This is a genomic window from Streptomyces sp. NPDC054841 (assembly GCF_053611045.1).
On record NZ_JBSGZO010000072.1, the window covers coordinates 1 to 26,586 of the forward strand.

At 70.0% G+C, this 26,586-nt stretch carries 24 protein-coding genes and 1 riboswitch; of the genes, 10 read left to right on the forward strand and 14 right to left on the reverse strand.

The window, feature by feature from the left end; all coding sequences use genetic code 11:
* Positions 1–54 precede the first annotated feature (54 nt).
* From ACWGI8_RS13085 to ACWGI8_RS13100, 4 genes are all read right to left on the reverse strand, one after another.
* Positions 55–504: a hypothetical protein gene (locus ACWGI8_RS13085; protein WP_453660443.1), complete on the reverse strand. Its 450-nt coding sequence runs from the start codon at positions 502–504 to the stop codon at positions 55–57.
* A gap of 198 nt (positions 505–702) precedes the next feature.
* On the reverse strand, positions 703–1,503 hold the full coding sequence (locus tag ACWGI8_RS13090) for a putative protein N(5)-glutamine methyltransferase (RefSeq protein WP_453660444.1): 801 nt from the start codon (positions 1,501–1,503) through the stop codon (positions 703–705).
* 227 nt (positions 1,504–1,730) lie between these two features.
* Entirely contained in the window at positions 1,731–1,934 is a 204-nt protein-coding gene (locus ACWGI8_RS13095; RefSeq protein WP_453660475.1) for a hypothetical protein, read from the reverse strand.
* Positions 1,931–2,152, reverse strand: a complete 222-nt coding sequence (locus ACWGI8_RS13100; protein WP_453660446.1) for a hypothetical protein — start codon at positions 2,150–2,152, stop codon at positions 1,931–1,933. The genes ACWGI8_RS13095 and ACWGI8_RS13100 overlap by 4 nt, the downstream gene beginning before the upstream one ends.
* A gap of 112 nt (positions 2,153–2,264) precedes the next feature.
* On the opposite strand from ACWGI8_RS13100, the gene ACWGI8_RS13105 reads away from it, so the two are divergent.
* Together ACWGI8_RS13105 and ACWGI8_RS13110 are read left to right on the forward strand one after the other, a co-directional pair.
* Positions 2,265–3,107 carry a helix-turn-helix domain-containing protein gene (locus ACWGI8_RS13105; RefSeq protein WP_453660447.1) on the forward strand — a complete coding sequence of 281 codons (843 nt, stop codon included), beginning with the start codon at positions 2,265–2,267 and terminating at the stop codon, positions 3,105–3,107.
* A complete protein-coding gene (locus ACWGI8_RS13110) occupies positions 3,088–3,354 on the forward strand; it encodes a DUF397 domain-containing protein (RefSeq protein ID WP_453660448.1) in 267 nt (88 codons plus the stop codon). The genes ACWGI8_RS13105 and ACWGI8_RS13110 overlap by 20 nt, the downstream gene beginning before the upstream one ends.
* Before the next feature lie 50 nt (positions 3,355–3,404).
* On the opposite strand, the gene ACWGI8_RS13115 is transcribed toward ACWGI8_RS13110, so the two are convergent.
* A complete protein-coding gene (locus ACWGI8_RS13115) occupies positions 3,405–4,610 on the reverse strand; it encodes an RNA-guided endonuclease InsQ/TnpB family protein (protein WP_453660449.1) in 1,206 nt (401 codons plus the stop codon).
* A 517-nt stretch (positions 4,611–5,127) separates the two neighbouring features.
* Between ACWGI8_RS13115 and ACWGI8_RS13120 the strand changes: the two genes are divergently transcribed.
* Positions 5,128–5,706 carry a hypothetical protein gene (locus tag ACWGI8_RS13120; RefSeq protein ID WP_453660451.1) on the forward strand — a complete coding sequence of 193 codons (579 nt, stop codon included), beginning with the start codon at positions 5,128–5,130 and terminating at the stop codon, positions 5,704–5,706.
* A 153-nt stretch (positions 5,707–5,859) separates the two neighbouring features.
* Here the strand turns inward: ACWGI8_RS13120 and ACWGI8_RS13125 are convergent, their stop codons facing one another.
* A complete protein-coding gene (locus ACWGI8_RS13125; RefSeq protein ID WP_453660452.1) occupies positions 5,860–6,552 on the reverse strand; it encodes a DUF4232 domain-containing protein in 693 nt (230 codons plus the stop codon).
* 333 nt (positions 6,553–6,885) lie between these two features.
* On the opposite strand from ACWGI8_RS13125, the gene ACWGI8_RS13130 reads away from it, so the two are divergent.
* Both ACWGI8_RS13130 and ACWGI8_RS13135 read left to right on the forward strand, forming a co-directional pair.
* Complete coding sequence (locus ACWGI8_RS13130; protein WP_453660453.1) at positions 6,886–7,743, forward strand: hypothetical protein; 858 nt, start codon at positions 6,886–6,888, stop codon at positions 7,741–7,743.
* Between the two features lie 56 nt (positions 7,744–7,799).
* Positions 7,800–8,477 carry a Uma2 family endonuclease gene (locus ACWGI8_RS13135; protein WP_453660454.1) on the forward strand — a complete coding sequence of 226 codons (678 nt, stop codon included), beginning with the start codon at positions 7,800–7,802 and terminating at the stop codon, positions 8,475–8,477.
* Here ACWGI8_RS13135 and ACWGI8_RS13140 read toward each other — a convergent pair.
* The 4 genes from ACWGI8_RS13140 to ACWGI8_RS13155 all read right to left on the reverse strand — a co-directional run bounded on the left by ACWGI8_RS13140 (position 8,465) and on the right by ACWGI8_RS13155 (position 13,127).
* Positions 8,465–9,430 carry an amidohydrolase family protein gene (locus tag ACWGI8_RS13140; RefSeq protein ID WP_453660456.1) on the reverse strand — a complete coding sequence of 322 codons (966 nt, stop codon included), beginning with the start codon at positions 9,428–9,430 and terminating at the stop codon, positions 8,465–8,467. The genes ACWGI8_RS13135 and ACWGI8_RS13140 overlap by 13 nt on opposite strands.
* A gap of 103 nt (positions 9,431–9,533) precedes the next feature.
* Positions 9,534–10,970 (reverse strand): MFS transporter, encoded by a 1,437-nt coding sequence (locus tag ACWGI8_RS13145; RefSeq protein WP_453660458.1) that lies wholly within the window; start codon positions 10,968–10,970, stop codon positions 9,534–9,536.
* Positions 10,967–11,551 (reverse strand): TetR/AcrR family transcriptional regulator, encoded by a 585-nt coding sequence (locus ACWGI8_RS13150; protein ID WP_453660460.1) that lies wholly within the window; start codon positions 11,549–11,551, stop codon positions 10,967–10,969. Before ACWGI8_RS13150 ends, ACWGI8_RS13145 begins: the two co-directional genes overlap by 4 nt.
* Positions 11,552–11,645: 94 nt before the next feature.
* A complete protein-coding gene (locus ACWGI8_RS13155) occupies positions 11,646–13,127 on the reverse strand; it encodes an alpha/beta hydrolase (RefSeq protein ID WP_453660461.1) in 1,482 nt (493 codons plus the stop codon).
* 279 nt (positions 13,128–13,406) lie between these two features.
* Here ACWGI8_RS13155 and ACWGI8_RS13160 point away from each other — a divergent pair, with 279 nt between their 5' ends.
* The 3 genes from ACWGI8_RS13160 to ACWGI8_RS13170 all read left to right on the forward strand — a co-directional run bounded on the left by ACWGI8_RS13160 (position 13,407) and on the right by ACWGI8_RS13170 (position 18,852).
* The gene (locus tag ACWGI8_RS13160; RefSeq protein ID WP_453660463.1) at positions 13,407–15,026 is read left to right on the forward strand and encodes an IS200/IS605 family accessory protein TnpB-related protein; all 1,620 of its coding nucleotides are present in this window, start codon (positions 13,407–13,409) and stop codon (positions 15,024–15,026) included.
* Positions 15,027–15,113: 87 nt separating this feature from the next.
* On the forward strand, positions 15,114–16,778 hold the full coding sequence (locus ACWGI8_RS13165) for a SpoIIE family protein phosphatase (RefSeq protein ID WP_453660465.1): 1,665 nt from the start codon (positions 15,114–15,116) through the stop codon (positions 16,776–16,778).
* Between the two features lie 208 nt (positions 16,779–16,986).
* On the forward strand, positions 16,987–18,852 hold the full coding sequence (locus tag ACWGI8_RS13170; protein WP_453660466.1) for a protein kinase domain-containing protein: 1,866 nt from the start codon (positions 16,987–16,989) through the stop codon (positions 18,850–18,852).
* Positions 18,853–19,009: 157 nt separating this feature from the next.
* On the opposite strand, the gene groL is transcribed toward ACWGI8_RS13170, so the two are convergent.
* The 4 genes from groL to thrC form a co-directional block, all read right to left on the reverse strand.
* Positions 19,010–20,638, reverse strand: a complete 1,629-nt coding sequence (groL, locus tag ACWGI8_RS13175) for a chaperonin GroEL (RefSeq protein WP_453660468.1) — start codon at positions 20,636–20,638, stop codon at positions 19,010–19,012.
* A gap of 395 nt (positions 20,639–21,033) precedes the next feature.
* Positions 21,034–21,237 carry a cold-shock protein gene (locus tag ACWGI8_RS13180; RefSeq protein ID WP_009339379.1) on the reverse strand — a complete coding sequence of 68 codons (204 nt, stop codon included), beginning with the start codon at positions 21,235–21,237 and terminating at the stop codon, positions 21,034–21,036.
* A gap of 509 nt (positions 21,238–21,746) precedes the next feature.
* Positions 21,747–22,022, reverse strand: a complete 276-nt coding sequence (locus ACWGI8_RS13185) for a MoaD/ThiS family protein (RefSeq protein WP_453660469.1) — start codon at positions 22,020–22,022, stop codon at positions 21,747–21,749.
* The gene (gene thrC / locus ACWGI8_RS13190; RefSeq protein ID WP_453660471.1) at positions 22,019–23,329 is read right to left on the reverse strand and encodes a threonine synthase; all 1,311 of its coding nucleotides are present in this window, start codon (positions 23,327–23,329) and stop codon (positions 22,019–22,021) included. Before thrC ends, ACWGI8_RS13185 begins: the two co-directional genes overlap by 4 nt.
* Positions 23,323–23,478: riboswitch (SAM riboswitch) on the reverse strand. It overlaps the preceding gene by 7 nt.
* A gap of 117 nt (positions 23,479–23,595) precedes the next feature.
* Here thrC and ACWGI8_RS13195 point away from each other — a divergent pair.
* Both ACWGI8_RS13195 and ACWGI8_RS13200 read left to right on the forward strand, forming a co-directional pair.
* Positions 23,596–24,591, forward strand: a complete 996-nt coding sequence (locus tag ACWGI8_RS13195) for a glucosyl-3-phosphoglycerate synthase (protein WP_453660472.1) — start codon at positions 23,596–23,598, stop codon at positions 24,589–24,591.
* A gap of 83 nt (positions 24,592–24,674) precedes the next feature.
* A partial coding sequence (locus tag ACWGI8_RS13200) for a DUF7927 domain-containing protein (RefSeq protein WP_453660474.1) occupies positions 24,675–26,586 on the forward strand: 1,912 nt, incomplete at its 3' end.

A 26,586-nucleotide genomic window follows, 5' to 3' on the forward strand; every position in this document is an offset into this window, starting at 1 on the left:
ATCCAGGGTGTGGGATGCCGGGCCGGGGCCTTCAGAACGCGACAGGGGTGCCTGTCAGACGTTGCGCGTCTCCGTGGTGTTGTCCGGCACGGTGACCTTCGCCCAGGTGTGCGTCACCCGGCAGTTGGTCTGCTGGTGCGAGACATACACCTGGTAGACCCGCTTCTTGATGCCGATCTTGTACGCGACCCTCTTGCGCGCCGGGACGATCACCATGACCGAGCGCCCCTTGGAGATCTTGACGCTGGCTTCCACGCTCACGCCGAGCTTGGCGTTGATCTCGGCCACGGCGACGCCCACCTTGCCCCCGATCTCGCCGCTGACGCTGGCCTTGAGCTCCGCCCCGATCTCCGCCGAGACGGTCTCACGGACCGACGCGCTGCTGCCGCGGTTGTCGATGGTTCCGCTCGCCACGACCTTGTGCCAGTTGGCGGAGATCGGGGTGTACTTGCGAACGTAGGAGTTGTCGCAGATCTCCCCGGCGGACGCGGGGGATGCGGTCATGCCGACCAAAGAGCCTCCGAGGATGGCACTTGCGGTGGCAGTGGTGAGGAACGTACGCACAGAGCGTCGCACTTATGTCTCCCGTTTGATGAACCAGCTTGGTCAGTGCTGGTTGGCTGACCGAACGTTATGAGCCAACCCGTCATGGACACCACAGAGTTGATCAAGATCTGAGGCTCCCATGGGCCACGCAGCTATTCAGCCGGGCAGCCGGGTCCCGATGACGACGGTGGCGTACAACTCGTCGGACGTGACCACGCGCGGCACCAGCCCGCTTCGGGCGACGGCCTCGACGGCGTCGGCCGCCTGCCGTTCGCTCGTCTCGAACAGCAGACAGCCACCGGGCGCCAGCCACTCGCCCGCCTCGCCGGTCACCCTCCGCAGCACGTCCAGCCCGTCCGCGCCGCCGTCGAGCGCGACGAGCGGCTCGTGCACGCGGGCCTCGGCGGGCAGCAGCCCGACTTCCTCCGTCGGTACGTACGGCACGTTCGCGGCCAGGATGTCGATACGCCCGCGCAGCTCACCGGGCAGAGCCTCGAAGAGGTCCCCCTCGTGCACACGGGCGCCCTCGGGCACATTCCGCCGGGCACACCGCACCGCCGCCGGGTCTACATCGGCGGCGTACAGCTCGACACCGGACACCTCGACACCGGACACCTCGACACCGGACAGCGAGGCGGCCAGCACCGCCCCCACCGCGCCCGTGCCGCAGCACAGATCGACGACCACGGACGCGTCCGGCCGGGCGGCCACGGCCTGCCGGACAAGGAACTCGGTACGGCGGCGGGGCACGAAAACCCCTGGGTCCACGACGATCCGCAGACCGCAGAACTCGGCCCACCCGAGGACGTGTTCCAGGGGATGCCCGTCCACGCGCCGCTCCACCATGGCGGCGAGCTCGGCGGGCGTGCGGGCGGTGGAGAGGAGCAGCTCCGCCTCGTCCTCGGCGAAGACACAGCCGGCGGAGCGAAGGCGGTCGACGATGACGGACAGATCCACAGATGATGAAAGCGACACGGGAGCCTTTCGGAATACCGAACGGGGCTCCCTCACACACCTATGACGACGCGGAGGCGAGCACCCGGCCTGCAACAGCGGTAATGGGTCTCACCTCCTTGGCCCTGGGCACGGCTGGAGCGGCCACGATACCCCGCACCGGCGCCGGCCTCAGCACGGCTCCGTCGTGCACGTCGTGCTGCTGGAGCTCCACGGCGAGACGTGTGTGCTCACGGCAGCCACTTCTCCCTGTTCCGCTCCCTGACCCGCGCCCGCAGCACCTCGCCGGGCGGCGCCGGGCTGAGCGCCTCGGGCGGACAGTCCCACTCCCGCCCGCCACCCGGCGGCCGCAGTTGCACGTACGGACCCTCGCGCCCCATCACGCGACCGATGCGCCCGTCGCGCGAGTCGATCGCGTAGTCCCCGGGCTTCACTTGCGCGCCTCGTGGAGGACGGCGGCAATCCGCAGCGCCGTGTCCAGATTGCAACGCCCCAGGTCAACCAGGGGATACGTCACCGACTCACTCGTCAGCGACACAAGGTCCACCCGCAGGGACGGCAGGATCACCCCCACCTCGTCGAGCTCCCCCCGCAGCTGCGCCACGACCTCTTCCGCGGCCCGCAGCCGCTCCGCCGATCGCACGATCACCATCGGACACCTCCACTCTGAGTGTGCACGTTCTCTACACAGCGTGGTGGGCGGAGGGCTAGCCTGACCAGTATCGACGGCCCAACAACCCCACGTGCGTGACACGGAGTTGACATTGCCCGGACCGAAGGATCTCGACCCCTCCACGTCTCCCAGGGCTCTGCTCGGCGCGGAGCTGCGCCACGCCCGCGAGAACGCCGGCCTCAGCCAGCGCGAGCTCGGCGAACCGCTCTTCGTGAGCGCGTCGTTCATCGGGCAGCTGGAGGCGGGTACGCGAAGAATGCAGCCGGACATCGCGCGCAGGATCGACGAAATACTGGGGACGAACGGGTTCTTCGAGCGGAACTGCAAGGCCGCCAACAAGTCGAAGTATCCGGACCACTTCGCCGAGGCGGCGGAGGCGGAGGCTGTCGCCACGGCGATCAAGGAGTACGCGCCGCTGCTGATCCCGGGCCTGCTGCAGACGGAGGCGTACGCGCGGGCGGTGTTCCGCGCGCATCAGCCCACGGCGCCGGAGGAGGCCATCGACGACCTGGTCGAGGCGAGGTTGGAGCGTACGCACCTTCTCGACGATCCAACAGAGCCGATGTTGTGGGCGGTTCTGGACGAGGCGGTGCTACGTCGAGAGGTCGGCGGCAAGGCAGTGATGGCGGAGGCGTTGGGACACGTTGCGGCGATGGTGCGCCGCCGCCGGGTCATCGTGCAGGTGCTCCCGTTCAGTGCCGGTGCTCACGCGTTACTCAATGGCGCACTCAAGCTGATGGGCTTCACTGATGCGCCGCCGCTTGCCTACCTCGAAGTACTGCGCATGGGCCAGTTGGAGGACGACCCGGCCACCGTCACCCGCTACGAACTGACCTACGATCTGGTAGTGGCCAGCGCACTGTCCCCCGAGGAATCTCTGGCCCGGATCGAGTCCGTGGCGGAGGATTACGCCCATGAAGATCAGCAGCCCTGAGTACGACCTGAGTACGGCGATCTGGCACAAGTCCAGCTACAGCGGCGGCGAGGGCGGCAACTGCCTTGAGATCGCCACCTGGCGCAAGTCCACGTACAGCGACGGCAGTGGCGGGGACTGCCTCGAAGTCAACGACCACCACCCCGGCATCGTGCCCGTCCGCGACTCCAAGAACCCCGGCGGCCCGAAGCTCGTGTTCCGGGCCGCCGCCTGGTCCGCCTTCGTCACGGACCTCAAGACCTCTTGACTCCTCCCCCTCGTAAACGAGGGGGATTCCTAGCTCACTTCGCCTGACTCCTAGCAGGGGGCAGGGCTTACAAGATCAGCGCTAGCCGGGTTGAGACCAGCCCGGACGAGCATCACGCGGGCGGAGTTCTTGTCCCTGGGGGACACCGCTCCGCACGCCGTGCACGTATACGTTCTCTCGGAGAGGGGGAGTGCGTGCTTGGCTCTCGCTCCGCACTGCGCGCAGTCCATGGTGGTGTGCGCGGGGTGGACCAGATACAGGGTGCGTCCATGCTTGCCGGCCTGCTCGATCAGGGCCGTCTTGGTGGCGCTGATCGCTGCGTCGGCGGCCTTCCTCGCCATGGTGGTCTTGGCGAGGAACTTCGGGCGGAAGTCCTCCACCGCGATCGCGTCGTGGTCGCGGACGACGCGCTTGGCCCACTTGCGGCCGGTGTCCTGCCGCTGCCGGGCGATCTTCTTCGACACCTTCGCTGTTGCCCGCCGGGCCTTGCGGTAGCCGTTCGTTTCGGGCCGGTTCTTCGGCGTTGCACGGCGGGCCATCATCCGCTGGTAGCGGGCCAGCTTCTGCGCGGCGGCCTTCCCGTACTGCTGGTGGGGCAGGTCGTGGGCGTCGGACGTGGTGGTCGCCGTCTCCTTCACGCCCCAGTCGATGCCTATCGCCCGGCCCGTGGCCAAAAGCGGCTCGATGGGCGCGGCCACGACGAACGAGACGTACCAGTGGCCGAGACTGTCCCGGTACACGCGCACACTGCTGGGGTCGGACGGCAGGTCGCGGGACCACACCACCGCCAGCACGATCCCGCCCGCCAGGTGCAACCGGCCGTCCTTGAGACGGAACCCGCGCCGGGTGTAGTTCAGCGTCCAGGCGACCTCGCGCTTCCGCTTGATCCGGGGCATACCGGCCCGCTGCCGCATCGGCAGCTTCACCTTGATGTCCGCCAACGCTTTGGCGCGGGACTTGGCGAAGTCCCGGATGATCTGCTGCTGCGGAACCGAGCTGCCTTCCCGCAGCCAGGTCATCGACCGGCGGGCCTCGGTCAGCATCTTGTCGAGCTGCGCCGGGCCGCAGGTCGTGTTCTCCCCGCCGGCCTTGTTGCGGGCGTGGACCTTGCGGGACACGGCCACGCACTCGTTCCACACCCAACGGCACCGCGCCCACTCGGCTTCGAGCCGGGCAAGCGCACCGGACGACACACGGACCCGGAAGGTGTACCGGGCGTGCCCGGCCACCGTCCCAGCCACCGCTGTCGTCGTCATGATTCGAACCTAAGGGCTATCCCGTAATCCCCGGCGGGCGCACGACGACAGCTACGGCACCTCGCTGCGTTGTCGGATCGCCCGAATACGCCCAGTATGAGGACGACCCTCCGCCTTGCGATGCACCGCATCTGACGCCGCGCGCTGATCCACCGGGGATTACGGGACAGCCCTTAACAGCGCCCACTGACAACGAAAGAGAGTGCAGGTCAGAACAGATACGCAGAGAACTCCGCCGCTTCGCGGCTCCAGTCCAAGGACCCATTCCTCCCCCGGCTGACGCCGGGGGCATCCTGGGAGAGATCCGGTGACCGTCGAACCGACCCGCACAACCGGGAATCCTCCGGGGATCTACCTGTGTGCGGGCAACTCATTCGGAGCATCCGGCGGTAATTTTTAAGCTGATCGGATGATCGGTCGGAGGAATACGGTGGGCCGACTGGAAATTGTCGATGGGCCACAAAGAATGGAGGGACTTCCGGGGGAATTCCCTGGCCGAATCGACAAGGAGCGTTGAATGCGTCCAGAAGGCAGAGCCGTTTCGCCGCCCGCGCGGCGTTCGTGGTGGTCCAGACAGCTGGCAACCGGCGGCGTCACCGCGCTGGCCGCCCTCTCGCTGGCAGGCGCGCTGGGTGGCGTACCTGCCCAGGCGCAGGACCACGAACCGAAGGCCAAGCCCGCGTCGGCCGTCGTGTCCACCGACAAGGACAAGGACAAACACAAGGACAAGGACCAGCACGGTCGTCCGCCCGCCGAGAACGCGTGCTTCGATATCGACACCGTTCGCCAGGAAGGGGAAGGCGGCGGGTCCTTCTACGCGGCGACCAGTGACGGAATCGCCTTCGTCGGAAGAGAACTCAGTCCTCTCGGAACCATCGAGTGGGACGACCTCTCCGATGAGGGAGGAGACGTGCCCGTCGGCGCCTGCGGGGTATCCATTGACGCCGGTCCCACCGAGGACAGCAACGTTGTCGTCGACGTGATCACCACGTCCGGGACCGTGAACACCATTGTCTGCGAGCGCACTGGGTCGGTGATCGACTCCTGCAGCGAGTGGGAAGAGCGCGACGCGCCGGAGCCCGGCGCCACGCCGTAACCGTAAGCCAGAGGCGGATGCCTGCCGCGAGACGGTCCTGATCGCCTCGGGGGCGTAGAAGTGATTGCCGTGCCCGGCTTCGGCCGGGCACGGCAATCGCGCGTTCCGCCGACGCTCACTCAAGGACCACGACTGACCTCAAGAGCGCGACGCCTACAGACTGAGGGCGTCCTCCGCGTTGTCGAGCCAGGCAGTCACGGAGTTCTTGTCGGGCGAGACGTACAGGCCGGGAGTCGATGCCGTGAGCGGCTTCTGCTCCAGGTCGGACTCGGTGTTCATGGTCATCGCGATGGAGTTGACGGTCTTGCCCTTGCCGTCGTTCGCCCCTCCCATGAGTCCGGCGTACGCCGCCTCACCCGGCGCCAGCTTGATGGCGTCCTCGATGCCGGGGGCCGCCCCCCGCTCCGTGGCCTGCCCGTCCAGTTCGCCGAAGGTCACGATCGGGTGGCCCAGCACCCTGCACGGCTTGCCGCTCTTGTTCGTGATCTTGAGCAGGTAGCTGCTGGTCGTGGCATCCGCGAGGGTCGCGGTGAACTTCACGTCGTACGTGCTGCACGGGAAGACGGCGTAGTCGGCGTCGGGCGACGAACCGCCACCGGCACCGGCACCGGCACCGCCACCGGACGAGCCCTTGCTCGGGGAGCCGGCGGGCGTCGCAGGCTTCGAGGGGCTCGCAGGCTTCGAGGGGCTCACGGGCTTGGACGGGCTCGCGGTGGGCGCTTCGGCCCCGCCGCCGGTCTGGTCGGTCGGGCCTTCCTTGGGCCCACAGGCCGTCAGGGCCAGTGCGGACACGGCGGCGAGAACGACGGCGGCTCTGCGAACGGTACGACGTGCCTGGTTGGTCATCTTGTCCCCCGAGTGAGAAGCGCGAGTGCGCTGGACTGGGCACAAGCGTCCCGCAGGACCTTCACAGAATGGTGACGGAGTCTTGCCGAATCCACCACGGAGAGCGGCTGACGCCGCACGGGCCGAGGCTTGAGCCTCGGGCCCCGAGCGCTCTTTGCAAGGAATGGGCTCAGGGCCTCAACCCACCCGCCCACCCTGGCCAGTTGACTGTGCGCGACGAACTTGCCACGCAGGGTGGCGACGCTCTAGCGTGTCCGGAAAACGAACAGCCCCCGCCCGGTGCGGGAACACCTGCGGGGGCTTGACCAACTAGATCGTCTAGAGGCCGATCCAATGGCTGACATCAAGCTTAGTGCTACGTTCCTGCCCGCGCACGCGGCCCCGCACCCGATGGCCAATCCCGGCTACGGGAAGCGCACCGCACCGGACCAACACCCCCGCACCGCCGCCGACTTCGCGCACCTCCCGCCCCGCGAGGCCGCCATCGCCGCCTTCATCGACCGGCTCGCGGACGGCGCGGACATCTCCGTAAAGACGCTGGCCAAGGTGCTCCCGTACGGGCAATGCGCCCTGCGCACCGCCCTCAACCGCATCCAGGCGGCAGGCCATCTGCGGCGCGGGCGCGAGCACTTGGCCGGATCGGGCAGTGCGCGATGGATCACCCGAACGTGGTGGTCCCGTACGGCACGCGACGACGCGTGGTGGGCGGCGTACCGGCGCGGCGACGTACCCGACGAAGGGCCGCGCCCGACCCGCTCCCGCGCGGTGATCCTGCTCGCCGCGCTCGGGCGCGAGGCGCCGGTCATGTCGCTGTCCGCCGTCGAATGCGCCCAGCTCGCGCCGCTGGTGGACGAGTGGTTCACACGCGGCGCCACCGAGCGGGACGTCCTGCGCGCCCTCACCACCGGCCTCCCGACCCCGGTCCACCACCCGGCCGCCTTCGCCCGCCGCCGCCTCACCGACAAGCTCCCACCCGAGCCGCCGCCCGCACGTCCGGCCCTCCGCATCCTCGAATGCGGCAAATGCGGCGCCCCCGCCCGCGCGGAGGCTCTCCTGGGCGGTGACTGCGCCCCCTGCCGCGGCGAACCCGTACCGCCACCCCGTACCGACCTCTCCCCGGCCCAGGTCCACGCCCGCATGTCCGAGGTCCGCGCGGCAGCAGGCCGCCCAAGCGAAAGGAATCACTCATGACCGTTCAGCTCATCCGCGCCGGAACCGGGGCACGATGGAAGGGAGGAGGCGACGCCATGACCCCCAGCACCGATGACCGCCCGGAGATGTCCATCGAGGATTTCGAGGAACTCGCCCGGAGGGCTCACAAGCTCGTAACCCTCGAATTCCTCGGGGGCCGCCTGCTCGTCAAGCATGGCCCGATCGACGTCGAGGACTTCGAGGAGCTGGCCCGCAGGGCGCCGGAAACCGTCACGCTCGAACTCATCAACGGAAAGCTGAAGGTCAAGCCCGTGCCGGACGGCGACCACACGTCGATCATCATGTGGCTGCTGCGGCAGTGCATGCAGCAACGTCCGGAGCTGGACCTGAACTCGGCGGAGCAAGGCCTAATGATCCCGACGTACCGCGCCGGCCGCGCCAAGCCGGACGGCGCCCTCGCCCCGGTCGACCACTTCGCCGGGCATGGCCAATGGGCCGACCCCGCCGGCGTCCTCATGGTGGTCGAGGTCACCTCCTACGACTCCGACACCGATCGCCGCGACCGCCGCGAGAAGGGCGCCGGGTACGCGGCAGCGGAGATCCCCGTCTACCTGCTCATCGACCGCGACGACAACACCCTCACCGTCTTCAGCGAGCCGGAGAACGGCACGTACCAGCAGCACCCGACCTACAAGTACGGCGACACCGTCTCCCTCCCCGACCCCGTCAACATCACCCTCGCCACCGAGAAGCTCAAGGACTACTCCCGCTGACCCCGCCGGGAGCTGCTTCCCGCCGGAAGCAGCTCCGCCCCCGCCTCCAGCACCTCCTCGGCCACCTCCGGCATCAGCGTCTCCTCGATGAAGGTGACGGCCCGGCGCAGTCCGTCCCCGGTCTGGTACGGGAAGTCCGTGCCGAGCATCAGCCGGTCCGCGCCGTACGAGTCGGCCGCGGCGCGCAGGGCGGGCTCGTGGCCGTGGGCGACGGTGTCGTAGTACATGCGGCGCGCAGCGACCGTCGGCATCTCGGCGATGTCCGGGGCCTCCCAGGGGACATGTTCGTCCGCACGGGGCAGCAGCATCGGCAGTGCGCCGCCCAGGTGCGAGTGCACGATCCGCACGCGCGGGAAGCGGCTGGGGATGCCCTCGATCATCAGGTGCATCGCGCAGATGGTGTCCTCCATCGGCGCGCCGACCATCCACCGCATCCGGTTCTCGGCGATGAGCGGCGAGCCGGCGTCCCGCCCCGCCGGGTGGAGGCTCAGTACCGACCCCCGATGGTCCAACTCCTCGAAGAGCGGCAGGAAGGACGGGTCCCCGAGACTCCGCCCGAGCACCGACGTCGTCAGCCCGGCCCCCGCCATCCCGAGTACGTCGAGCGCCCGCGCCAGTTCCTCCAGTGAGGCGTCCAGATGCGGCAGGGGCAGCGCGGCGAATGCCGAGAACCGCTCGGGCCAGTCGCGTACGACCTCGGCGTACAGATCATTGGCAACGCGCGCGGCCGTCACCGCCTGCGCCTCCTCCCGGAAGTACGGGGTCTGCGGTGAGACGGACAGGATCTGGTGGCCGATGCCGGCGGCGTCGTTCATCACGAACCGGGCGTCGAGCTCCTCCGCGCTGTCCCCCGCGCCCAGGCCGCGCTGCGTCGCGGTGTCCTCGCGCCCGTAGGACTCCAGGAGGCGGAGATAGCCCTCGCTCCACAGGTGGGCGTGCACATCGGTCCGCATCCCTTCCAGCGTCGCGCCGGTCCTGCACGGTGTCCACCGGACCGGAAGGGGGGCGGCGGACCGGAAGGAAGGCGGCGGACCACGCCCACGCCCACGCCCGCGCTCAGGGTGTCGTCCTGAGCCCCGGCAGCCTGGTGGCCAGCAGCGCGCCGATGACCGCCACGGCCGCGAGGACCACCAGTGCGGTCCCCATCGCATCCGTGAACGCGCCGCCGGTGACGGCACTCGACGCGGCGGCCGCGGCAGGCGCGGCAGGCGCGGCGAAGGTCGTCAGCGTCGTCGCGACGGCGATACCCAGCGTCGGGCCGAGGTTCATCGCGGTCTGCTGGAGTCCGCCGGTCACCCCCGCGGTGTCCACGGCCGACTGGTGGACGATGGCGGCCGTCGCGGTGACCATCACCGTGCCGAATCCCGCGCCGAGCACGAGAAAGCACCCGCCGATCGCCAAGGAGGCCGACGCCTGGTCGAGCCGGGACATCAGCAGGACGCCGACGGCGACGAGCACCATGCCCGCAACTGCCGTACGGCGGGGGCCCTGTCGGCGCGCCAGTACGGCGGCGACGGGCGCGCCCAGCACCATCATCACGGGCCCGGGGAGTGCGGTGAGGCTGCTTCGGAGCGGGTCCAGGGCCAGGACGTCCTGCAGGTAGTACGTGCCGAGGAAGAGGGCTCCGAACATCGCGGCCGACGCAGCCACCAGGACGCCGAGCCCGGACGTGATGGTTATCGACCGGGCCACGCTCGCGGGCACCAACGGGCTCGGGGCGCGCCGTTCGTGCAGGACGAAGGCGGCGCCGGTGGCGGCCACTGCGGCAAGTCCCAGCAAGGTCGGGGCCGTTCGGCCGGCTTCCGGCAGGCCGACGAGGGTGTGCACCAGGCACGCCAGCGACACCGCGAGCAGGCAGGCACCGGGCAGGTCGAGTCGTACGGGCGCGGCGGAGACGTCGCGGGTCTCCCGGGTCTCCAGGATCTCCGGGCGCTCCGGGATGCGTACGGCGAGGGCCAGCAGGCCCGCCGCGAGCGCGGGGGCGACGCCGAGGAAGAAGACCGCGCGCCAGCCCAGGTGGGCGGCGAGCGCCCCGCCGATGAGCGGTCCTGCTGCGGCCGCCAGTCCGATGGCGCTGGTGCGCAGGGCGATGGGCATGCCGAGCTGGTCGCGCGGATACGCGGCGCGCAGCATGCCGAGGGTGGCCGGTTGCAGCAGCGCGCCGAAGACGCCCTGGGCGATGCGCAGGCCGATGACCCAGCCGATGCCGGCCGCCAGGCCGATGGCCGCCGAGGTGGCGGCGAAGCCCAGGATCCCGATGGTGAAGACGCGCTGATGGCCGTACCGGTCGCCGAGGCGTCCGGCGAAGACGAGCAGGCTTGCCACGGCGATCAGATACCCGGTGCTGGTCCACTGGACCTGGGCGAAGGAGGCCTCGAGGTCCCGCTGCATGACGGGCTGCACGATGGTCAGCGCGGTCCCGTCCAGAGCGACGATCACGGCCCCGGTGATGCTGCCGGCGAGGGTGAAGCGCTGTCGGCGCCTTGGGTTCATCGGGCTTCCGGCCCGAGGTGCGCGTCGAGCGCGGCGCGCAGCAGCGGTTCGACGTCGTCGGCTCCCGTCACGAGCGGAAGGCTTCCCCACCCCCACAGCTGGGCGATGCCGTGGAGGTTGGCCCACAGTGCGCCCGCGACGATCCGCGGCGGTACGTCGGTCCGTGGCTCCGCCCGGCTCACGAGGTCCACGACGACGTCGAACAGCGGCAGACTCGTCTCCCGCAGGCCGAGGTGATTGCTCTCCAGCAGGTCGTGGCGGGCCATCAGCTCGAACATGCCGCGATTCGACAGCGCGAAGTCGAGGTAGCTCCGGCACAGGGCCATGAGCTGGGCACGGGGGCTCGCGTGCCCGTCACCGATCGCCTCGGCGGCCCTGCGGGCGAGCTCGGCGAAGCCGCGTCGGGCGATGGCGGACAGCAGCTCCAGGTGAGTGGGGAAGTAGCGCCGGGGAGCGCCGTGCGAGACCCCGGCCCTGCGGGCGATCTCCCGTAGGGAGAGGGCTTGGATCCCTTCCGTCGTGACGAGGTCGACGCCGACTTCCACCAGACGGGCTCGTAGGCCTGTGTCCTGATCATTCATAGACACTGTCTACCCGACATCGGTAGACAGTGTCTACTCCTTTGCGCCGCGTCACGTCACGTCACGATGGGCCGGTTCGTGCGGTGCGGCGCCCCTACGGCCGGGCGCAGAACGTGTCACGGGCCGGGCGCTCGCCCGTGACGAGGAAGTCCGTCACTGCCTGGTCGCCGCAGGCGTTGCCGTTCGCGCGATAGACGCCGTGGCCGACCGAGTCGACGGTGACCATGCGGGCCCGGTCGCCGAAGGCCTCGCGCAACTTCAGCGCACCGGCGAGCGGCGTCGACGGGTCGCGCTCGTTCTGGATCATCAGGATGTTGGACGGGCCGTGCGGGGTGATGGTGGTCGGGCGCTCCCGTGGCCGGTCCTGCCAGAACGCGCACGGCATGACGTTCACCGGCATCCCGGCGGTGAGCGGGTGGCTCTTCCGGCTCTTCGCCACATCCCGCCGGTACGCGGGGACCGAGGCCGCCTGCCAGTCGACGTCGTTGCAGATGGTGGCGGCGGAGACGGCCGCGGTGTTCTGCATGACCTCGTCGGGCAGCACCGGCGGGGCGGGCAGCGGGTCCCCGTCGCGTGCGGCGGAGATCAGCCGGGCGAGGGCGGGGAAGCGGCCCTTGGAGTAGAGGCTTTCGAGCAGGGCCTGGCGCAGCACATTCCCGTTCAGCTGCTCGGGGTTGGCGCCGGGCCACGGCAGGGGCGAGCGGTCGAGGCGAGCGGCGAGCGCCAGGAACATCGGGCGGATGTCGTCGGCGTGCTCGGCGAGCCGGTCCGGGTTGCCGGGGTCGGCGGCCCAGGTGGCGAAGTCGGGGAACGCGTCCTCGACGCCGGTCGCGTAGTTGGCGAGCCAGGTTCGCGCGACCCGCTTCGGGTCCGGGTCGTCGTTGCTGTCCAGGACCCAGCGGTCGGTGCGGTGCGGGAACATCTGCGCGTACACGGCGCCCGCGTACGTCCCGTACGACACGCCCCACGCCGAGAGTCTCCGCTCGCCGAGGGCCTCGCGGATGCGGTCGATGTCCCGCGCCTCGTTGCGGGTGCTGATGCTGCGCAGCACCTCGCCGCCGTTCTGCGCGCAGGCGTCGGCGAGACGGCGGCCGGACGCCACGTTCGCGTCGATGCCGCCGTCGGCGGCGGGCCACGGGCGCAGGTTCTGCAGGGAGAGCTGGTCGTGGGTCAGGCCGCAGCTGACGGGTGTGCTGCGGCCGACTCCGCGCGGGTCGAAGCCGACGATGTCGTAGGCGTCACGTACCGACCGGGGCAGCTTCCGCCCGGTCGTGGAGGGGCTGTTGATGCTGGAGCCGCCGGGTCCGCCGGGGATCAGCAGGAGCGTGCCGCGCCGGGCTTCGGGCTTGTCGCTGCGGATGCGGGAGATGGCGAGGGAGATCTGCGGACCGCGCGGGTCGTCGTGGTCGAGCGGGACGGCGAGGGTGGCGCATTCCTGGCGGGGGTCGAGGTTGGTGCCGGTGCACGTCTCCCAACGCACCGTGTTGTCGGGCGTCGTCGCCATGGCCATGGGTGCGGCGGTGGCGACGACGGCGGTCGCGAGGAGCGTGATCTGTATGGTCCGCGTGATTCTCATGCGATGAGCCTCGCGGAACCCGGGGCCGGGTCCCATCCCGTCAACTGGCCTGTCGGAGGTGGGGGTCGGAACTGCTGCCACTTGGCTGGGCACGAGTGCCCTTTGGTGAGCGTGGGTGAGTGCCGACGCCGACGGTCAAGGCATGTGGGCGGGTTTCCGGTCGATGCGAACGGAGATTTGTCCGTCGAATGCGTGACCTTTGATGTGAGGGCTCGTTGGTTGGCGTGATGGGATGCTGCTGCGCCGGGCGGGGGTGACGGGGTGGGTGGGCTGCGGGAGGTGGCGGCACCGTTCGTGGTGCCCGGCCCTTCGGGGGTGGCGATCCGGGCGCGGCTGCGAGTGTCGGAGTCGGATGCGGCGGTACTGGCCGAGGTGGGGGTGTTCCTCGGCACACTGGCTGCAAGTGATCTCGCGGTGCGTTCCCGGCAGGGCCTGGAGCACGGTAGTGAGACCTGGGCGGTACGCAAGCGGGAGCTGACCGGGATGGCCTCGGCGCGGTGGGCGGGCAGTATCACCAAGGCCACACATGACCAGTGGGCTTTGGCCCGGCGTGGGCAGGTGGCGGAGATGGCGTGGCTGCGCGGGCAGATCACGCGGATCCAGGCCCGGCTGGCCCGCCCGCTGGGCGCGAAGGCGGACAAGCGGGCGGGTCTGGCGCGGGGGTACGGTTCACGGTCGCAGTGGCATGCCAAGTCCCGCCGCCTGCACGCCCTGCGGGCCCGGCTGTCGGGCGTGGAGGCGGATCGGGCGGCGGGCCGGGTGCACGTGGTGCGCGGCGGCAGGAAGCTCGCGCATCTGCGCCACCACCTGCAGGAAGCCGAGCTGAGCCGGGAGGCGTGGCGGGAGCGGTGGCGCTCGGCACGGATGTTCCTGGCCGCGGACGGGGAGTCCGGCAAACGCTTTGGCAACGAGACCCTCCGCGTCACCGACACCGGACAGCTCTCGATCAAACTCCCCGCCGCGCTCGGGCATCTGGCGAACGCACCGCACGGCCGGTACCTGCTGGAGGCGACCGTTGCGTTCCGGCACCGGGGTGAGGAGTGGCTGGACCGGATCACCACCAACCGGGCGGTGGCCTACCGCATCCACCACGATGTGGTGCGCGGCCGCTGGTATGTGACGGCGTCCTGGCAGCGCACCCCCGCCCCCCTACTGCCGCTGGAAGCGGCCCTGGCCCGGGGTGTGGTCGCCGTCGACACGAACGACGACCACCTGGCCGCCTGGCGCCTCGACGTGCACGGCAACCCGGTGGGCGAGCCCCGGCGCTTCTTCTACGACCTGTCGGCCAGCGCCCAGCATCGGGATGCGCAGATCCGGCACGCGCTCACGAGGCTGCTGCACCACACCCGCACCACCGGGGCGGTGGCGATCGCGATCGAGGACCTGGACTTCACCGATGGCCGGTGCCGGGAGAAGCATGGCCGCAACAAGCGCTTCCGTCGTCTGATCTCCCGCTTCCCCTCCGCGAGGCTGAAGGCGCGGCTGGTGGCGATGGCCGCCGAAGTGGACATCGCGGTCGTCGCGGTCGATCCGGCCTACACCTCCCGGTGGGGCGCCCAGCACTGGCAGCAGCCCCTCACCAGCAGCAACCGCAAGGTTTCCCGGCACGATGCGGCCAGCATCGCGATCGGGCGACGCGCCCTCGGGCACCCGATCCGGCGACGGACGGCACCGCCCCCACACGACCAGAGCGATCGTGCGGGGCATCGGACCGCCCAGGCCCGACCGGAAACCCGACGGCGTGAGGAACCCCGCCCCCGCATCCCCGGACCACGGACGAGATCCGTGCCGCCCGGCAGCGGAGCGAAAGCGGGCGACCAGCATGCCCAACACCGTTCGGGGCACGCGGCTGAGCAACAGCGGTCCTGGAAACAGGACTCACTCCCGCTCAGTCCCTAGGAACGGTACAACCGGACGCACTGCGATGAGATGTCCGGATACGCAGCCGCGGACTCCACAAGCGGCAGAACCCGTCCGGGAGGCACCATGGAAGGCACGACCGCTGCAGTCTCGCTGGAGTCCGACCCAGACGACGCCGGCACCGCCGGGCCCTGCCGGTGCGGGGCCGCCTCGAAACCCGAGGTGCCGGCGGCGTCGGCGGAGGAGCGGTTCCGGGGGCTGCTGGAGGCCGCGCCCGACGCCATGGTGATCGTCGACGACGCCGGAACCATCCGCCTCGTCAACGCCCAGACCGAAGCCCTCTTCGGCTACCACCGCGAAGAACTCCTCGGCCGCCCCGTCGAGATCCTCGTACCCGGACGATTCCGCGAACACCACGCCCACCACCGCAACGGCTACACCCATAACCGCCAGGTCCGCCCCATGGGAGCCGGACTCGAACTCCACGGCCTGCGCAAGAACGGCACCGAGTTCCCCGTCGAGATCAGCCTCAGCCCCCTCGAAACCACCGACGGACTCCTCGTCTCCGCCGCCGTACGCGACGTCAGCGAACGCAAAGCCGCCGAGGCCCAGCTCACCGCCCTGTACGAGCAGCAGCGGCATGTCGCCCTCACCCTTCAGCGCAGTCTCATGGGCACCCCGCCGGCCGTTCCCGGGCTGAACACGGCCAGCCGCTATCTGCCCGCCACCCAGGGCGCGGGCGTCGGGGGTGACTGGTTCGACCTCGTACCGCTGGGCGCCGGTCGGGTCGGCATCCTCATCGGAGACGTCATGGGACGCGGTCTGGAGGCCGCCGCCATCATGGGGCAGCTGCGTTCCGCGGCTCACGCGCTCGCCATGACCGGCATGCAGCCGCGCCAGCTGATGCAGTCGCTCGATGCGATCGTCGCCGAACTCGACGGCCCCGACCAGCTGGTGACCTGCTGCTATCTGATCCTGGCCCCGGACGCGGGCGAGGTGACGGTGTGTTCCGCCGGGCATCTGCCGGCCCTGGTCGCCTCGCCGGGCGAGAAGGTGCGACCCCTCGATGCGCCGGTGAGCGTGCCGCTGGGTGTCGGGGACCATCTGCACCAGCAGACCACCCTGGCCGTGGCGCCCGGATCCAGTCTCCTCCTCTTCACCGACGGGCTCATAGAGACGCCGGAAGGCGACATCGAGGAGCAACTCGACGCGCTCATGGCGGCGCTCGACGCCGCCTTCGTCGCGGCGCCGGACCTGGGGTCCGCCGCCGCGCCGGACCTGGAGTCGGCCGTGGACCGCGTACTGGAGTCCGTCCTTCCCACGACCGATGATCATCACGACGATGTGACGCTGCTCCTTGCGCAGCTCCCCGCCGCGCCGCTGGCCACGGCTGCGACGGATCTGGCGGCGACCCCGGCCTCGGTGTCTCAGGCGCGGGCGTTCGTCGGCAAGTCCCTCATCTCCTGGGACTGCGCCCAACTCGTCGACGACGCACGGCTGCTGGTGTCCGAGGTGGTCACGAACGCCATTCAGCACGGGCAGGGACCGGTGCGCCTGCGTATGCGGCGCAACAGCACCGAGCTCACCGTCGAGGTGAGCGACCACAGCCACCATCCGCCCCAGCCGCGGCTGGCCGCCGCCGACGACGAGTCGGGCCGTGGACTGATCCTCGTCGACACCCTGGCCAGCAGCTGGGGCGTGCGCCCCACGGACGACGGCAAGACCACGTGGTTCTCGCTGCCGCTGCAGGCGTGTGCGCAGCAATCGGTACGGATGACCGTCCGCTCCTAGGGCCCGGGTCGGAGGAGGGGGACGGGCGACGGGACGCCCGGGGGCGGCATCCCCCTGGGAGTGGGGGTGCCGCCATCGGTCTCAGGACGGAGGTTCATCCCGGCGGCCAAGTCGCGGACGACTGCGCCGACTTGGCCGAACGATCGAGAACCATGCCGCTCTCCGATAGCCTGGCGGCATGAGCGGGGGATTGGAACATGGTTCTAGTTTGGACGGCAGCGGAGCGGAACCGCTGGAGCCGGGCGATCCAGGGCGGATCGGCTCCTTCACCCTGCTCGGCGTGCTCGGCTCCGGTGGCATGGGGCGCGTCTACCTCGGCACCACGTCGGGGCACTACGCCGCGATCAAGCGGGTGCTGCCCGCCTTGGCCGAGGACAAGGACTTCCTCCGCCACTTCGGGCACGAGCTCGACAATCTGGCCAGGCTGCCGGCCGGGGTCAGCGCACGGATGCTCGCCAGTGATCGCACCGCGCAACCGCCGTGGTTCGCCACCGAGTACATCCCCGGAATCACCCTGAGCGAGGCGGTACGGCTGCACGGCGGCCCGCTGCCCCCCGACGCCCTCTGGCGGCTGCTGCGCGACGCAGCGTCCGGACTGACCGCGGTGCACGCGACCGAGATCGTGCACCGGGACCTCAAGCCCTCCAACGTCATGCTGACCCTCGACGGCGTGACACTGATCGACTTCGGGGTGGCGCGGGCCGCCGACCAGAGCAGGCTGACCAGGACCGGAATGGCCATCGGGACACCCGCGTACATGGCTCCGGAACAGGCCGTCATGGACCGGCAACTGACCGGCGCCGCCGATGTGTTCGCACTCGGCAGTCTCCTCCTGTACGCGGCCAACCGCCGCCCGCCCTTCGGCGACGGGTCCGGGCCCGATCTGCTCTACCGCATCGTCCACACCGACCCGGATCTCGGGCAGCTGCCCGAGGCCGACCCGGAATTGTCCGCCGTCGTCGAGTCCTGCCTCGCGAAGGACCCCTCCGCGAGGCCCACGGCCGCCGAGCTCGTCGACCTCGCGCGGGACCACGTCCCGGCGGCGACCACCTCACCGTGGCCGATCGCCGTGACCGACCGGATCACCGAACGAGCCGCCTTCGCCGCGAACCCGCCCGTCGTGCCCGTCGCTCCCACCGCGGAGGAGAACGCGCCGGAGTCTCCCGCACCCGTGTTCCCGGACGCCGTGAAACCCGAGGCTCCCCCGGCCGACACGGCCGCCCCCGCCACCCGGAAGCCGCTCGAACGCCGCACCCGCGTGATGCTGTTCGCGCTCCCCGTCGTGGTGATCACGGGCACGACGCTGACCATCGCGCTCTCGCCGTACGACATCCTTCCGAAGAGCGCAGGCCCGGGCGCCTCGACGCCGACGGCCACCGTCTCGCCGTCCGAGTCGGCGGCAGGGGGCCGTTCCCCGAACCCCACGGCGCCGTCGTCCCGCCCGCCGGGCTCCAAGCCGGGAGCGAGCGGCGCGCCGCCGTCCGCCTCCGGCGCACCGGGAAACGGCGGTACGGGAGACGGTGCCGGAACCGGAACCGGAACCGGAACTGGAACCGGAAGCGGAAACGGATCCTCGGGTTCGACCGACTCCGGCGGTACCGGCACCTCCGGCGGCTCGAACAACTCGGTGGGCGGTTCGGGGGGTTCGGGCGGAGACCTGCCGCCCGCACCCTCGGGTACGTACCTCCTGAGGAACGCCTCCGACAGCCGCTGCCTTGCGGAGTCCTCATCCACCTACGGGGGCGCCGACGTCACGGCCCAGGTGTGCGGCGAGCCGGCGCACAACGGGGCCACGAACTATTACAAGTGGACTTACTCGGCGATTTCGAGCACCACCTTCAGGCTCGTCAGTGAAGGCGTCGGCAAATGCCTCGTGTCGAGGGGCTACGCCGGGCTCGCGATCGAGACCTGCAACGGATCCGAAGCCCAGTCCTGGCAGATCCGCAACAAGACCTCGAAGGGCCACACCCTCGAGAACACCGCCGAGAAGCGCTGCCTGATGATGTCCGGCTTCAGCATGGGCACGACGGCCTGCAACTCCTCGGAGACGGCACAGCTCTGGCGCAACTCCTAGGACTGCGCGCCTCCGGGCTCCGGCAGCGCGTCGCGGTCTTGGCGCAGTAGCGGTTCCGGGCGCCCCGGGGCGCGCCCGGCAACGCCCGAGGGCGGCACCCCCCTGGGAGTGGGGGTGCCGCCCTCGGTCTCAGGACGGTTGATCAACCAGGGGTCGATCAGAAGTCCATGTCACCGCCCGGCATGCCGCCCGGAGCGGCCGCGGCGGCCTTCTCCGGCTTGTCGGCGATGACGGCCTCGGTGGTGAGGAACAGCGCGGCGATGGAGGCCGCGTTCTGCAGGGCGGAGCGCGTCACCTTCGCCGGGTCGATGATGCCCTCGGCGATCAGGTCGACGTACTCGTTGGTCGCGGCGTTGAGGCCGTGACCGGTCGGCAGGTTGCGGACCTTCTCCGCCACGACGCCGCCCTCGAGGCCGGCGTTGATCGCGATCTGCTTCAGCGGGGCCTCGAGGGCCAGCTTCACGATCGCGGCACCCGTGGCCTCGTCGCCCGTCAGGTCGAGCTCGAGCTTCTCGAAGACCGAGGATGCCTGCAGCAGGGCCACGCCACCACCGGCGACGATGCCCTCCTCGACGGCCGCCTTCGCGTTGCGAACGGCGTCCTCGATGCGGTGCTTGCGCTCCTTGAGCTCGACCTCGGTCGCGGCGCCGGCCTTGATGACGGCCACGCCGCCGGCCAGCTTCGCGAGGCGCTCCTGGAGCTTCTCGCGGTCGTAGTCCGAGTCGCTGTTCTCGATCTCGGCGCGGATCTGGTTGACCCGGCCGGCGACCTGGTCGCTGTCACCGGCACCGTCGACGATGGTGGTCTCGTCCTTGGTGATGACGACCTTGCGGGCGCGGCCCAGCAGGTCCAGGCCGGCGTTCTCCAGCTTGAGGCCGACCTCCTCGGAGATGACCGTGCCACCGGTGAGGATGGCGATGTCGCCGAGCATGGCCTTGCGGCGGTCACCGAAGCCCGGGGCCTTGACGGCAACGGACTTGAAGGTGCCACGGATCTTGTTGACGACCAGGGTCGACAGGGCCTCGCCCTCGACGTCCTCGGCGATGATCAGCAGCGGCTTGCCCGACTGCATGACCTTCTCCAGCAGCGGGAGCAGGTCCTTCACCGAGGAGATCTTGGAGTTGACGATCAGGATGTACGGGTCGTCCAGGGACGCCTCCATACGCTCCATGTCGGTGGCGAAGTACGCCGAGATGTAGCCCTTGTCGAAGCGCATACCCTCGGTGAGCTCCAGCTCCAGACCGAAGGTCTGGGACTCCTCGACGGTGATGACGCCTTCCTTGCCGACCTTGTCCATCGCCTCGGCGATGAGCTCACCGATCTGGGTGTCGGCGGCGGAGATGGAGGCGGTGGAGGCGATCTGCTCCTTCGTCTCCACGTCCTTGGCCTGCTCGAGCAGGGCGCCGGAGACGGCCTCGACGGCCTTCTCGATGCCGCGCTTCAGAGCCATGGGGTTGGCGCCGGCCGCCACGTTGCGCAGGCCCTCGCGGACGAGCGCCTGGGCGAGAACGGTCGCGGTGGTCGTACCGTCACCGGCGACGTCGTCCGTCTTCTTGGCGACTTCCTTGACCAGCTCGGCGCCGATCTTCTCGTACGGGTCCTCGAGCTCGATCTCCTTGGCGATGGAAACACCATCGTTGGTGATCGTGGGGGCGCCCCACTTCTTCTCGAGGACGACGTTCCGGCCCTTGGGGCCAAGGGTGACCTTTACGGCGTCGGCGAGCTGGTTCATCCCGCGCTCGAGACCGCGCCGTGCCTCCTCGTCGAACGCGATGATCTTGGCCATGTGAAGTGGTCCTCCCGGACTGGGGTGGATTTCTCCGGACCGCGCTCGGCGCCCGCGACGGACGGCCTGCATGCCTTGTGGTTCCTTGCCCCACCTGGCCTGCGGACCTCACCGACCCGGTCCATAGTTGTCACTCTCACTCGTAGAGTGCTAACGCCAATGATTAGCACTCGGGCCTGGAGAGTGCAAGCGGCTTCGAAGAAGCCTCGATGAGGGGTGGCGGTCGGGTGACGGGAGGGAGCAAGCGGCTTCGAGGCCTCGGCGAGGGTGACGGGAGCGCGCAAGCGGCTCTCGCGGATCGCGGAGGACGACAGGCACACGGACGCGGACACGCCGGAGGGCCCGTACCCACCGGGTACGGGCCCTCCGTCACGTTGCTGCAGTCGGTCGGCGCTTCAGCCGGCCAAACGGACCATGTCCGCCTGCGGCCCCTTCTGACCCTGCGAGATCTCGAACTCGACCCGCTGGCCCTCCTCCAGGGTGCGGTAACCGTCCATCTGGATCGCGCTGTAGTGGACGAAAACATCCGCACCACCGTCGACCGCGATGAAGCCGTACCCCTTCTCCGCGTTGAACCACTTGACGGTGCCCTGAGCCATGCCTAACTCCCCTATTACTGGCCCTTGCACAGGACCGCACTTCGCGGACCCGGGTCAGACCTCGCCCACTGACAGGTGTGAGCGTGCGCCGGAACGCGTCGACCGCGGCTGAATGTATCTGTCCAACTGCCCTCTGCAACAGGTCAATCGGACGAGAATTCTGGGCAGGGCCGAAAGGACGATCCCCTTGAATTCACTGGTTTCCCGGGCAAGTCGGGCCCACCAAAGCGCGCATAAGCCGCATCGAAGTCGAACACTTTGGCTGCTTCTTGTCGCGCTCGGGCGCATTCTCATATGCGTCTGGCACAAGCAGTGGAGGGGACTTCCCAACTCTACCGCGCTCAACCATGCAGAATTGCCCCCTCCGCTTAGCTTGCGGAGGGGGCAATTCTGTTAACAATGCGTGGCGATCACGGCTCCGGCACGGCGCCCGACGGTCAGCCTCCGGAACTGTGCCGGATGGTCAGCCTCCGTGCCGGATGGTCAGCCTCCGGCACTGCGCTGAATGGTCAGCCTCCGGCGACGGCCGGGATGATCGAGACGCCCGCGCCGTCCGGCGTGGCCGTCTCCAGGCCCTGCTCGAAGCGGACGTCGTCGTCGTTGACGTACACGTTCACGAAACGGCGCAGCTTGCCCTGGTCGTCGAGAACCCGCGCCGCGATGCCCGCGTGGTTCTTCTCCAGGTCGGCGATGACCTCGGCGAGGGTCACGCCCTCCGCCGGGACCTCGGCCTGGCCGCCGGTGTAGGTGCGGAGGATGGTGGGGATGCGGACGTTGACGCTCATGCGAGGCCAGCCTCTCGGAAAGAGTCCAGGTTGGGGCGGATGACAGCGGACATACCCGTCGTGGGGGCCACCGCGTCGAGGGTCTTCAGGCCGTCACCCGTGTTGACGACGACCGTGGTGAGGGACGGGTCGATGACGCCTGCCTCGATCAGCTTCTTCGCCACGCCGAGCGTCGTGCCGCCGGCGGTCTCCGTGAAGATGCCCTCCGTGCGGGCCAGCAGCTTGATCGCGTCCACGATCTGCTCGTCGGTGACGTCCTCGACGGCTCCGCCGGTGCGCCGGCAGATGTCCAGGACGTACGGGCCGTCGGCCGGGTTGCCGATCGCCAGGGACTTCGCGATGGTGTCGGGCTTCTGCGGCCTGACCACGTCGTGGCCGGCCTTGAAGGCCACGGACACCGGGGAGCAGCCCTCGGCCTGGGCGCCGAAGATCTTGTAGGGCCTGTCCTCGACGAGGCCCAGCTTGATCAGCTCCTGCAGACCCTTGTCGATCTTGGTGAGCTGGGAGCCGGAGGCGATGGGGATGACGATCTGGTCGGGGATCCGCCAGCCGAGCTGCTCGCAGATCTCGTACGCGAGCGTCTTCGACCCCTCGCCGTAGTACGGGCGCAGATTGACGTTGACGAAGCCCCAGCCCTCGCCCGCCGGGTCGCCGATGAGCTCGGAGCAGAAGCGGTTGACGTCGTCGTAGTTGCCCTCGATACCGACGAGCTCGCCGCCGTAGACGGCGGCCATGACGACCTTGCCCTGCTCCAGGTCGTGCGGGATGAACACGCAGGAGCGGAAGCCGGCCCGGGCGGCGGCGGCGCCGACCGCGCCCGCCAGGTTGCCGGTGGAGGAGCAGGAGAGCGTGGTGTAGCCGAAGGCGCGGGCGGCCTCCAGGGCCTGGGCGACGACCCGGTCCTTGAAGGAGTGCGTCGGGTTGCCGGAGTCGTCCTTGACGAAGAGCTTGCCGGTGTCGACGCCCAGCTCGCGGGCGAGGTTGTCGGCCTTGACGAGCTTGGTCCAGCCCGGGTTCAGGTTCGGCTTGCTCGCCACGTCGGCGGGGACGGGGAGCAGCGGCGCATAGCGCCAGATGTTCTCGGGGCCGTTCTCGATCCGCTTGCGCAGGGCTTCCGGGTCGCCGCTCGGCAGGTCGTACGCGACTTCGAGCGGCCCGAAACAGATCTCGCAGGCGAAGATCGGGCCGAGCGCGAACCGCTCGCCGCATTCGCGGCAGGAGAGCCCGGAGGCGGGGCCGAGATCAACAGAGTCGGTGGTGGTGGCAACGGTCTGCACAGCCATGGAGGCGAGGCCCTTTCTCCTCATCTTCCTCGCGGCGCATCTCGCCACGAGACGGAATTGGCACCTTCCCTAGCCGGGGCCCCGCGCGAGTGTCGTATGACGTGCGACGAGAACCGGCTGGAGGGTTGCCGGGGCTTCAACGGGCCGTGTCCCTCTGCCCCTCTGGATGAGCGGTATTCGGTTGTTCGCGAGAGGACCCCCGACATGCGACGGCCGTTCGCGTTGTTCAAGACTGTAACCGAACCCCCGGACGCTTGAGATGGTCGTCCGATCCGCGAGATGGAGATCACGTGCTGGAAGAGGTGGAGCGCTGGCTGGCCCGGCGGTCCTGGTCGGTGGCGGACCGCCCCCTGGACCAGCTACTGGCCGCCAAGCAGAGCACCACGGTCAGCGTGGTGCTCCCTGCTCTGAACGAGGAGGCGACGGTCGGGGAGATCGTCGCCGTGATCCGGCGCGAGCTGATGTCGGAGGCGGTCCCGCTCGTGGACGAGCTGGTGGTCGTCGACTCGGGGTCGACGGACCGTACCGCCGAGGTCGCCGCGGCGGCCGGGGCACGCGTGGTGCACCGGGACGCGATACTCCCGCGCATACCGGCGCTGCCCGGCAAGGGCGAGGTGCTGTGGCGCTCGCTGCTGGTGACCGGCGGCGACATCGTCTGCTTCGTGGACGCGGACCTGAGGGAGTTCTCCGCGGACTTCGTCTCCGGGATCATCGGCCCGCTGCTGACCGAGCCGGACGTGCAGTTCGTGAAGGCGATGTACGAGCGGCCGCTCGGGACCACCGATGTCGACGCGCCCGCCTCCGGCAGGACCGGGCAGGGCGGCCGGGTGACGGAGCTGGTGGCGCGGCCGCTGCTCAATCTGCACTGGCCGCAGTTGGCCGGGTTCGTCCAGCCGCTCGGCGGTGAGTACGCGGCGCGGCGCTCGCTGCTGGAGCGGCTGCCGTTCCCGGTGGGGTACGGGGTGGAGCTCGGGCTGCTGGTGGACGCGCTGCACACGGTGGGCCTGGACGCGCTGGCACAGGTGGACGTGGGCGTACGGCTGCACCGGCACCAGGACAGCCAGGCGCTGGGCCGGATGGCGGCGGCGATCTACCGTACGGCCCAACTGCGGTTGTCCCGGGGTCATCTGGTGCGTCCGGCGCTGACCCAGTTCGAGCGCGGCGAGGACGGGTTCGTACCGCGGACCCATCCGGTGGACACCGAGGAGCGGCCGCCGATGGTGGAAATCCCCGAGTACGCGGAGTATGCGAAGCGGGCCGGGCGGCGTAACACGGGCGCGGCGTAGCCGGGCACAGCCAGTCAGATTGTCTAAATTTCGCATTTATGGGCTATGCGAGACTCATGGGCGCTTGGCGCCAGAATTCCAGGTTGCCCCGTTTCGTCGGGGCCCTGACGGTCGTCGCGACCGTCACCACCGTCTCGACCGGAATGGCCGGGCCGACCGCTCCGCCCTCCCCCGGCGGGGCCGTCACCGACAGCGCCTCCTCCTTCGAGAAGCGCTACGCCGCCTCGCTGTACGGCGACTTCACCACCATCGGCAACACCGTACTCGGCTGTCCGGACGCGCCCGGCGACATGGCCGCCCGGTGCGCGCTCGCCGCCGCCGGGCAGAACGAGGACAGCAACAGCAGCTTCGACATGCGGCGGCTCAACACCGCCGGCATGTCGCCCGAGCACGGTTCGAGCACCGGCCAGGTCCGCATCCCGCCGGGTGCGCGCGTCGTGTACGCGCGGCTGTTCTGGGGCGGCAACGACGGTACGTACCGCACCGCGGGCGGCGCCACACTGGCGCGCTGCGACGGAACGGGCGCCGACGCCGACCTGTCGCCCGGCGAGCCGCTCGACTCCACGCCCTCGATCGGCGTCAACGATGCCCACGCGGTCGTGGTCGACGCCGAGCACCTGGTCAGGGACCCGGACTCGATCAGTGGAGCGCACTACTACAGCGGCGAGGCCGACGTCACCGACGCCTTCGCCGGCGTCACCGGATCGAGTGACCCGCTGCCGGTCTCGGTCGGCGGCATCTGGGCCCCGGCCGGCCGGGGCTGTTCCGCGGGCTGGTCGCTCACCGTCGTCTACGCGTACGACGCCCCCGACGAGGAGCACGCCCCGGAGCGGCGCAACGTCTACGTCTACGGCGGCCATGCCCTGCAGCGCTCCGCCTCGCCCGCCACCACCGTCCCGGTGAACGGCTTCTACCGGTCCGGTGGCCAGGTCCGCGCGTCCGTCACGGCGTACGACGGCGACTGGAGCACCACGGGCGACCGCTTCCGTGTCGGCGGCCACGACGTGACGGAGAAGGACACCGGGAGCAACGGCAACTTCTTCGCGGGCACCGCCGACGGCGCCGTGGCCCCGCACCTGCGCAACAACCTGAGCATCGACGCGAAGGAGTTCGACGTCCCGGAGGACGCGATCGCGCCCGGCGCCACGTCCACCACGCTCGCCTTCGCAACGGACGACGACGCGTATGTGCCGTCGGCCCTCGCCCTGTCCGTGCCGGTGCCCGAGCTGGAGATCACGAAGACGGCGTCGGTGAAGACGGCCGGTCCCGGGGACACCGTGACGTTCACCGTCACCGCGAAGAACACCGGCAAGCGCGATTACCGGAACGCCAGGTTCACCGACGACCTCACCGGCACCCTCGACGACGCCTCCTACGACGGCGACGGCACGGCGACCGTCGGGAAGGTCACCTACGAGGAGCCCGAGCTCTCGTTCACCGGCGACATCCCGGCCGGGAAGACGGCGACCGTGACGTACTCGGTCACCGTCGACGCCGAGGTGGGCGGGGACGGCAGGCTCGGCAGCAGCGTCACGGCGGACTCGCCGCGGTCCAACTGCGACGAGGGCAGCACCGACACGAAGTGCGCGGTGGCGCCCGTGGTCGGCGGGGCGCCGACGCCGGCGCCACTGTCCGGTCCGGGCCAGGACGAGGAACAGGGCGAGGAACAGGGCGAGGAACAGGACGAGGAGCAGGACGAGGAGCAGGACGAAGGAGGAGACGAGCAGGGACAGGGCGACGGGCGGGAGGAGGCCGAGGACACCGCCGCCCCGGACCCGCGCCCCTCGGCCCCGGGCCTGCCGCAGCAGGACGGGCCGGCGGCCGGCCAGCGGGCTTCCAGAGCACCGGCGGCCCCTGACGCCTCCGCCACCTCTCCCGCCTCTGCCACCTCTCCCGCCGCTGCCGCCTCCGGTAACGGCGCCGACAGCGGCCCCGGCGACCAGGACACCGTCAGCGGTGCCGACAGGGGCGCCGCCGGCAGCCGCGGCGAAATGG

Coding starts and splice junctions, on each gene's coding strand:
- ACWGI8_RS13110 (WP_453660448.1), top strand. CDS start 3,088: ATGAAGATCAGCAGCCCTGAGTACGACCTGAGTACGGCGATCTGGCAC.
- ACWGI8_RS13115 (WP_453660449.1), bottom strand. CDS start 4,610: ATGACGACGACAGCGGTGGCTGGGACGGTGGCCGGGCACGCCCGGTAC.
- groL (WP_453660468.1), bottom strand. CDS start 20,638: ATGGCCAAGATCATCGCGTTCGACGAGGAGGCACGGCGCGGTCTCGAG.
- ACWGI8_RS13120 (WP_453660451.1), top strand. CDS start 5,128: ATGCGTCCAGAAGGCAGAGCCGTTTCGCCGCCCGCGCGGCGTTCGTGG.
- ACWGI8_RS13125 (WP_453660452.1), bottom strand. CDS start 6,552: ATGACCAACCAGGCACGTCGTACCGTTCGCAGAGCCGCCGTCGTTCTC.
- ACWGI8_RS13140 (WP_453660456.1), bottom strand. CDS start 9,430: ATGCGGACCGATGTGCACGCCCACCTGTGGAGCGAGGGCTATCTCCGC.
- ACWGI8_RS13155 (WP_453660461.1), bottom strand. CDS start 13,127: ATGAGAATCACGCGGACCATACAGATCACGCTCCTCGCGACCGCCGTC.
- ACWGI8_RS13165 (WP_453660465.1), top strand. CDS start 15,114: ATGGAAGGCACGACCGCTGCAGTCTCGCTGGAGTCCGACCCAGACGAC.
- ACWGI8_RS13130 (WP_453660453.1), top strand. CDS start 6,886: ATGGCTGACATCAAGCTTAGTGCTACGTTCCTGCCCGCGCACGCGGCC.
- ACWGI8_RS13135 (WP_453660454.1), top strand. CDS start 7,800: ATGACCCCCAGCACCGATGACCGCCCGGAGATGTCCATCGAGGATTTC.
- ACWGI8_RS13100 (WP_453660446.1), bottom strand. CDS start 2,152: ATGGTGATCGTGCGATCGGCGGAGCGGCTGCGGGCCGCGGAAGAGGTC.
- ACWGI8_RS13145 (WP_453660458.1), bottom strand. CDS start 10,970: ATGAACCCAAGGCGCCGACAGCGCTTCACCCTCGCCGGCAGCATCACC.
- ACWGI8_RS13185 (WP_453660469.1), bottom strand. CDS start 22,022: ATGAGCGTCAACGTCCGCATCCCCACCATCCTCCGCACCTACACCGGC.
- ACWGI8_RS13085 (WP_453660443.1), bottom strand. CDS start 504: ATGACCGCATCCCCCGCGTCCGCCGGGGAGATCTGCGACAACTCCTAC.
- ACWGI8_RS13150 (WP_453660460.1), bottom strand. CDS start 11,551: ATGAATGATCAGGACACAGGCCTACGAGCCCGTCTGGTGGAAGTCGGC.
- thrC (WP_453660471.1), bottom strand. CDS start 23,329: ATGAGGAGAAAGGGCCTCGCCTCCATGGCTGTGCAGACCGTTGCCACC.
- ACWGI8_RS13180 (WP_009339379.1), bottom strand. CDS start 21,237: ATGGCTCAGGGCACCGTCAAGTGGTTCAACGCGGAGAAGGGGTACGGC.